The following is a 6,079-nucleotide window of genomic DNA, read 5'->3' on the forward strand; positions in this document are numbered from 1 at the left end:
ATGGTCACCGTAGGATTTCCGCTAAGTAGACAGCAACCAGCAAGACCGCCTCCGGCGAGGAACAAAAAGACCATGGGGAAAAACTTCTTAAATGACATGACGATCTCCTTCTTGGCGGGACTGTCCCAAATACAGCGCGCCAAAATTATCTAGCCGCGAGAGGAAAAAGCCTTTGGGCCCCTTTTGGCCAGAAAGTCGTTATTAGTATACCCTGCGCCCTCCCGTTTTCCCACCATCCGCTTTTCTTGCCTTTAGAACGCCACCAATGAAAGTGGTGGACGAATTTATGAAGACGCGATGATGCCAAAGCTTCCGTACCAGTTTTGAGTCACTTAGATAGGGTGTCAAAAGGTGTAGGGGTTTAGGCTCAGAGAATCTGCATAGATCTGGATGAAAACTGAATGAAAAGCTGTTGCACTGGCTGAATACAACAAAAACGAGGCTTTATGCTGGTTTACAAACTCTTCGGCATGTTAAGCAAATGAGCCAGGAGCCGTTTTGGATATAAATAAGCCTTGAGAACATTTTCCAATTGTTCAATAGGATATAGCTGACTTGCTGTTCTTGATTCTCTGCTACTTTGCATGTTAGGCCAACGTTCTCTCCATACTGCCCAGGTAATCTCATCCACTCTTGCCTTATATGGAGGAAACGTTTCTGGATTTAGGATGTCTACTCGTTCAATTCCCAGTGTGGATCGGTGGACATCTAGGCGAACCAATCCTGACAGTCCATAAGGTGAGCCAGGGTTTTCTTGTGGTACCCGTAAGCGTGTGTACCAGGTAAGATGTGCTCCACCGTAGCCTCCCTCCTCGTCGAGTTCTCCTCTTCTTCCCTTGATGTCCACTTCTTCCGAAATCCGCACCACTGGTGAACGCTGGCCTGGCCCTATTCGGATGACTTGTTCGGGATGTTTTGGGCGCAACCGGTGAGTTTTTATCAGTCCAACAGCATATTTCAACAGCGCGTCCTCAATGAGGCCTTCTCTGGACTCCCCAAGGTCTTGGCCCAAAATTTTTGCTGCCCTTCTGCGCCACTTGTCGAGGAAGAAAAGCGGACCATCTACAAGAATGAAATCGTTTGGATACTTCTTGCGGAACTTGGCTAAAACTGCAAACTCCAACCGTTGTCGCAAGATTGCGACCCGTCCTTGGGCTCTAGATCGGATTAGTCCTTCATTAAATAGGTTATCCCCGAGAATGGCCCCCTCACGACGCTCAACCCTATCTTCATCAGTACCACGAAAGGTTGTATCACATACGATCCACTCGTTCGGTTCAGAAGGAAAACCAAAAGTTTGGTCAACCGTATCCCACACGACATTTTCGCCTTCTATGTTTATTCCTCCCTTTTCCCGTATTACGTGAAAAGGTCCAAGCAGGAGTAAACGAGCAGCAATGAGCTCAGGATCCATGAAAAGACAGCCGTTAGAGTCTCGGAGGAGAACACCAGCAGCGATGTGGGCAATGTGGAGGGGTACTAAGGCCCCGTTTGGCAATGGAACGCGATAAGGTAGCATTATTGTGCGTTGCACACCGTCAAGAAATGCGCGGAAAACAATTTCTTCTCCCCCCGATTCCACCGGTAATGGTTCCCAAAAATCTGTTTCCACCGGAGTGTAGTCCCTCTCTTCAGCGAAGGTTGCTGGCAGTGCTTGTTCTTCTTCGGAAAGATCTTTTACTCCTGTAAAAACTCCTTCCTGCCTTAAGTCCCGCAGAAAATTATCAATGGCTGGAGGAACCAGTACCTTCATAGCCCTCACCAATTCATCCACGGAGCTCCTTTTTTAAGTAGTGTAAGGGAATAGGAAAATACACTAGCACAGGGCGGTTGTGCAGCGTATGCCACAGCAGCATCCAACCCTTGTCTAAAAGAATCGCCTTCTGCTTTAAACCTTCAGCAAGCCACCCATAGGGCGGCTTACGAATTTCCACTGGATGGCTTCTACCAACCGCAAACGTAGAGGTGTTAGCCAAAACCTCTTCATCTACTTTAGAGGCGAGTTGCTGTGCTCCGAGAAGGGAGAGTCCCACACTTCGCCCTCGCGCCGCGATTTCCACAATATCCGATTTTAAAACAGAAAATTCCCGACCAGCGGGGACAAACTTATTCAGCTCGTCCACAAAAATGACTACGTGCTTGGGGAATTGCTTAAGTTGTTTATTATCTTCCAATCGTCCAGTAATCTCTGCTGCCTTTCTTTCTTCCAGCAATCGGAACACTGTGCGTACAACAGTTTGAAAGATCAACCGCTGGCCCTTGTCACTTAATTGAGTAATGTCTACCACCCACAACTGCCCTGGCTTTAACTCCTTTAAAGGTATGGGCTGATCGGCATTCTCCGCTGGCAAGATTACGCCTTTCATTTGATTCTGTAAGGCGTGCTGCATACGATTTAAAATTTTATTAGCAGTGGCTCTATGGTGGCTTATTTCATCAAGTTTAAACCAATCACCTCCCTTGGATTGCTCCATTGCATTTCGAAGTTTCCTAATGAGGCTTTCAAAAGTTAAACATTCCCGCTTAGCCAGATCAGCCATGGAAGCGATCAGGGCTACAGCTTTATCATCCAAGTCGTCTGGATCAAAAAGGGTGTAGAGAGCTCCTACCCCGACGTTAATAAGCGATTGTAGGCCATAGCAAAAAGGTTTCACCTTAGCATCGCTTCGTTGACTGAGGACCCCGCCTTCTGGGCGGTAGTGCTTTGGGGCGAAGAAATGAAATCGTTGCTCTTGAGCCCAGCGAATGGGATCTAGGCCATAATCGTGTTTAGCTTGATGCCAGAGTCGCACCGCGAGTCCCCACCGAGGATGATCTTTTATTCTGTCCATCTCCTCCCAAGTGGGAAGGTCGTCGATAAACATTAAGTCAGCTTCCTTCACATTAAAAGCTATGGCGGCAACACCTGCGTTGTGTCGCTCGCTATGGGCCAGTAAGCCCAAAAGAAGAAACAAGGCATAACTGGTTTTAGTGGCTACTCCAGAAGCACCAGCAATGTTGATATGTGCCGCTTCATATCCAACAACATACCGAGCATCAAGACCAATGGGTACTGGTTCTCTGCGATCGTCGTAAGTAAATCCTGCAAGAATTTCGTGTTCCGGAGAGATCTGCGCTCCATAAGCCTCCCGAATTTCCTTGGCCGTCGCAAAGGTAACCGGCCAGGTACCTCGAATTGGTTCCATTCTACCATCGCTGCGGCGGACCACCTCTGCTTTCGCACTTATCACGACCGGTATTTGGGTTGGCATCTCTACCTCTGGTCGACCAAAGGCATGTGCATAGAAGCTGTCTAACACCTCCCGAATGTCACTAACCGCTTGGACCTCAGTGACTAAACCGGTTACTCTAACGCCTCGGCTGTGAGCTGTTACAATACTGCCCACTTCAATGTGAATGTTCTCATCACCTTTTACCCAAAATGTAAATTCACCCGGTGTAGCAGGTGTTTGCAACGTAGGAGCTACACGCCCGATCCAATTCGCTTCCCATTCTTTTTGAACCGCGATTACTTGCTCTTCTTTTGCGGTTTCTAAAATCGCACTTTCTTTAGTGAGTGGGACTGGAATTCCTAGTCGTTGCTCGAAAAATTCTCGAATGTCTTGCAAAATTTCAATCAATTCATCTTCGGCGAATTGCAGACGAATTCCGATTTCTTCGGCGATACGTAGCAGAGTAGGAGGCTTTGATATTTTCTGGATAATATCCTCAAGTTCCTTTCTCCGACGCTCGCGGTCGTAACTTGCATGTGGATAATTACTAATTTTTTTCTCTCGCTTAAGCCACTGGTCAAACTCTCTGTGTTCCCTGACCAATTCCTCAATCTCCTCTGTTTGAAGAGGCTCCGACGGATCCCTCCATTTAATCATGGCGTCACCCCCTTTTGTATTGTCCATATTTTGGATTAGCCCATAAATGTTTAATATAATCAACTTCTTGTTCCTCTATCAATGACATACCAGAAGCCCCTTGTAATTGTAAAAGCTCTGAAAGAAGCTGTCTTCGGATCTTCAAGGTTAGTCGACCCGGTTGGCCATCGGGCCGATAATAGCGTGACGTCGGGGTAGAACAGATTTGAAGAACACGTTGGCGAAACTCCAATAAAGGCCGAAGGTGGGACCATTGCGGCAAAGATGTGATTTTTTCCATTGCTTTGTCTTGCCGAACGACAGTGCACATCCAACACCCGAATCGAGTTTCGCGCCCGTTATACACCTCTTTTTCCAAAATGTAAGTAGGATATCCCCAGTCAGGAGCAAGGAAGTTCAAGAAATCCCAAACGTCACACTCTCGCCAATATGCAATGGGCGCTAAATAAGAAGCTTTCAGATGCTTGCTGTACTTAAACCACGCTCCCTGACCACATTCCCCTCCCCTCCGGCAAGTATATGTCATGCGTTGATCCCGAGCATTCGATTCGCCGAAACGGACGCCTGTTATAAGCATTCTCCGCTGTGACTGGATAGGGTCTTCGAGCGCTGCTTTAGCTGGCTCTATCTTTAAACGCCGCGTGCACCAGCGGAAGCGCTGATGTGGCGGTGGATACCCCTTTCCCAATAGACAGACCCAGAATCTATCTTCTAGCCGCGGCCGAACAATATGGCATTTGATTGGTAACGATGTTAACCGCACAAAACTTGCAATGAATCGCAAAAAATTAAGCGCATATTGGCGAATGACCGGGATCTCAACTAAAGTGTCGGAGTACACTATATCAATCCTGGATACCGGCAGTTTTTCCTGCACAGCGGTTTCTAAAGCCAAAATTACAGCGGTAGTGGAATCTTTTCCTCCAGAAAACATGAGGACCCAATGATTAAAGCCTCGCTCCAACGCAGAGATGAAGGCCTTTTTCGTTTCATGGACACGATTCGGAAGTTGTAAACTCGCCATTTCATCAACTGCTAAGTTGTGATTCTGCACATCCATTTTGTTCGCGCTTTTCATAAGGCCTCTCAAAATTTGCTCTCTTTGCTCATATTTGCATCATTAACATCGGAAATTTGCTGATTAAAAAGTCCGAGTTCTCGTGGTCGATGTATGGCTAGTAGTCTAAGGGATGCGAAAACTTGCAAAAATAGTCTATGAAACTCAGGAGATAAAGCACGCCCCTTGTGTAAATGGGCATATCGGGAGGATAGGTGTTTTCGGCCTTCGCAGGAGGCTATCACTTCCACCGGAAGATCGTTCCAGCACTTGGCCGTTGGAAGATTGGGATCCTCAACCTCAAAATGCTGTACTTTCTTTCGACCGCCCACGTCTGCCTCGGCTTTAGTATAACTTTGCCTCGAAACTGGCGCCAAAACTTTTAGACGCTAGGCGAAGAGTTGCACGAATCGCAAGCTGGGACAGGGAGGGTCTACAATGATCGGGCGCAGGGAAATTAGCGGTGGGGGAGGCGGCGGCCAAGAAGGCGCTCTAAAACTCGGTTGACCTTGGTCCGGCGGGCCTCGCGGCCGGAAAGGGGCGGAACAAGCACGGTGTAAAGCCCCAAAACCTTTCCCCCTAAAACGTCGGTGAGAAGCTGGTCCCCGATCACTGCCGCTTCTTCACGCTTTGTCCCCAAAATGCTCAGTGCTCGTTTAAATCCCCAAGGCAAAGGCTTTCGAGCGCGCTCCACCAGGGGGATTCCTAAATCCGCGAGCGCGGTGCGCACCGGGGAATCCTTGGGAAGCCGGGCGTTTGTAAGGACGGCGATCTTGAACCCTTGACCTTGGAGCTTGCGCAGAAAAGCGGCGGTAGCACGGGGGAACTCCCCGGTTCGCCAAAGGCAAAGGGTGTTGTCGAGATCGAAAAGAAGGGCCCGAATGCCCCGGCCCCAAAGGCGGCGCCAGTCCACCTGCCGCAAAGAACGCGCTTCCTCGTGGGGCTTAATCAGCCTCATGCTCAACGATGACCTCGCCGATCCTCACAAATTTCTTGAGCCGGTCTAAAACTTCTAAGGCCTCGGCCAAACATCCCGGAGCCACGTAGATCTTGAAGAATTTTCGGCCCTGAATTTCCCGGTACTCCCGGCGCACGTTGGCCACGCCATCGCTCATGCCGAAGGCGCCATCCACGGTGTGGAGGGTTTCCTCGT

Annotated in this window: 5 protein-coding genes; all 5 read right to left on the minus strand. The window is 48.8% G+C overall.

Going from position 1 to position 6,079, the window contains the following annotated elements:
* Nucleotides 1–454: 454 nt before the first annotated feature.
* The 5 genes from H5T41_10610 to H5T41_10630 all read right to left on the minus strand — a co-directional run bounded on the left by H5T41_10610 (nucleotide 455) and on the right by H5T41_10630 (nucleotide 6,029).
* Complete coding sequence (locus tag H5T41_10610; GenBank protein ID MBC7109211.1) at nucleotides 455–1,753, minus strand: hypothetical protein; 1,299 nt, start codon at nucleotides 1,751–1,753, stop codon at nucleotides 455–457.
* A gap of 13 nt (nucleotides 1,754–1,766) precedes the next feature.
* Complete coding sequence (locus tag H5T41_10615) at nucleotides 1,767–3,869, minus strand: ATP-binding protein (GenBank protein MBC7109212.1); 2,103 nt, start codon at nucleotides 3,867–3,869, stop codon at nucleotides 1,767–1,769.
* A gap of 4 nt (nucleotides 3,870–3,873) precedes the next feature.
* Nucleotides 3,874–4,947 carry a phosphoadenosine phosphosulfate reductase family protein gene (locus H5T41_10620; GenBank protein ID MBC7109213.1) on the minus strand — a complete coding sequence of 358 codons (1,074 nt, stop codon included), beginning with the start codon at nucleotides 4,945–4,947 and terminating at the stop codon, nucleotides 3,874–3,876.
* A gap of 436 nt (nucleotides 4,948–5,383) precedes the next feature.
* Nucleotides 5,384–5,884: a YqeG family HAD IIIA-type phosphatase gene (locus H5T41_10625; GenBank protein MBC7109214.1), complete on the minus strand. Its 501-nt coding sequence runs from the start codon at nucleotides 5,882–5,884 to the stop codon at nucleotides 5,384–5,386.
* On the minus strand, nucleotides 5,871–6,029 hold the full coding sequence (locus H5T41_10630; GenBank protein MBC7109215.1) for a hypothetical protein: 159 nt from the start codon (nucleotides 6,027–6,029) through the stop codon (nucleotides 5,871–5,873). The genes H5T41_10625 and H5T41_10630 overlap by 14 nt, the downstream gene beginning before the upstream one ends.
* Nucleotides 6,030–6,079 lie beyond the last annotated feature (50 nt).

This window comes from Methanomassiliicoccales archaeon (assembly GCA_014361295.1).
Taxonomy (GTDB): domain Archaea; phylum Thermoplasmatota; class Thermoplasmata; order Methanomassiliicoccales; family JACIVX01; genus JACIVX01.

Bases quoted from the DNA above. Each gene is read 5' to 3' on its own strand.
- H5T41_10620 (MBC7109213.1), bottom strand. From the start codon at position 4,947: ATGAAAAGCGCGAACAAAATGGATGTGCAGAATCACAACTTAGCAGTT.
- H5T41_10610 (MBC7109211.1), bottom strand. From the start codon at position 1,753: ATGAAGGTACTGGTTCCTCCAGCCATTGATAATTTTCTGCGGGACTTA.
- H5T41_10615 (MBC7109212.1), bottom strand. From the start codon at position 3,869: ATGATTAAATGGAGGGATCCGTCGGAGCCTCTTCAAACAGAGGAGATT.
- H5T41_10625 (MBC7109214.1), bottom strand. From the start codon at position 5,884: ATGAGGCTGATTAAGCCCCACGAGGAAGCGCGTTCTTTGCGGCAGGTG.